General features: G+C 65.9%; 1 protein-coding gene. It reads right to left on the bottom strand.

Going from position 1 to position 1,105, the window contains the following annotated elements; genetic code table 11:
* Nucleotides 1–126: 126 nt before the first annotated feature.
* Complete coding sequence (locus tag EIP85_RS22575) at nt 127–1,014, bottom strand: tyrosine-type recombinase/integrase (protein WP_127904446.1); 888 nt, start codon at nt 1,012–1,014, stop codon at nt 127–129.
* Between the last annotated feature and the right edge of the window lie 91 nt (nt 1,015–1,105).

Raw genomic sequence — 1,105 nt, 5'->3', positions numbered from 1 at the left:
GATCGCCGACATCACCTTCAGCTGGCCGAGGCTGACATGTCCGGCATTGGCCCGCCGCCACGCGGGCCCATGGGCTCGGAAGATGTCAGCGATCTCCAGCGCTGGCCGGGGCAACGCCCCCGCCCGTCACTCCAGGCTTCGCCTCACGGTCCGGTCCTGCAGCTTCCTCAGGGCCTCGAACGGGCTGACGACGTCGCGGATCGTCCGGGTCGCCACATGGGTGTACTGGGCGGTGGTCGTGAGCTTGGCATGGCCGAGCAGCACCTGGATCACGCGGACATCGGTATTGGCCTCCAGCAGATGGGTGGCGAAGCTGTGCCGTAGGGTGTGCAGGGTGGCAGGCTTGGCGATGCCCGCCATGTGCTTGGCCGACATGAAGGCGCGGTTCAGCTGGCGCGGTGAGATCGGGTTGATCTTCGGCTTGCCGGGGAACAGCCAGCCCTCGGGACGGGCCTCGCGCCAGTAGTCACGCAGCAGCTCCAGCAGCCCCGGCGACAACATGACCTTGCGGTCCTTGCGGCCCTTGCCCTGCTCGACATGGATCAGCATCCGGTCGCTGTCGATGTCGCTGACCTTGAGGTTGCAGACCTCGGCGGCCCTGAGCCCGGCACCGTAGGAGATGCTGAGCGCCGCGCGGTATTTGAGGCCCGGCCCCGGCGCCGCCATCAGCAGATCGGACACCTCTTCGACACTGAAGACGACCGGCAGCTTCCGCGGCTGGGCCCGGAACTGCATGTAGCGCTTCATCTCCTCGCGCCCGCAGGTCATGCCAAAGAAGAACCTGAGCGCCACGATCCGGGCGTTGAAGGTGGTCGGCGTAATCCCGGCGTCGGTCATGTGCAGCTGGTAGGCGCGCAGCTCCTCCGGCGTCGCCGTGTCGGGGGATCGCTTCAGGAACTCGGCAAAATCCTTGATCGCCCGGATATGGGCCTTCTGGGCTTTGTCACCCATCCCGCGAATGCGCATGTCTTCGATCATCCGCTCGCGCAGCGGCGTGGTTCTCTCCTCCGTCATGGGAACCTCCTGTCTGACAATCGGGAGGCCCCAATCGTCAGACAGGACGCACCGTCCCCAAATGCACGACCTTCAGATTATCGCCGAGCGC

The organism is Solirhodobacter olei, from assembly GCF_004010155.1.
Lineage (GTDB): Bacteria > Pseudomonadota > Alphaproteobacteria > Rhodobacterales > Rhodobacteraceae > Solirhodobacter > Solirhodobacter olei.
Note: the sequence above shows the minus strand (reverse complement) of the source record. Positions and strands in the feature narration are given on the sequence as shown.

Coding starts and splice junctions, on each gene's coding strand:
- EIP85_RS22575 (WP_127904446.1), bottom strand. CDS start 1,014: ATGACGGAGGAGAGAACCACGCCGCTGCGCGAGCGGATGATCGAAGAC.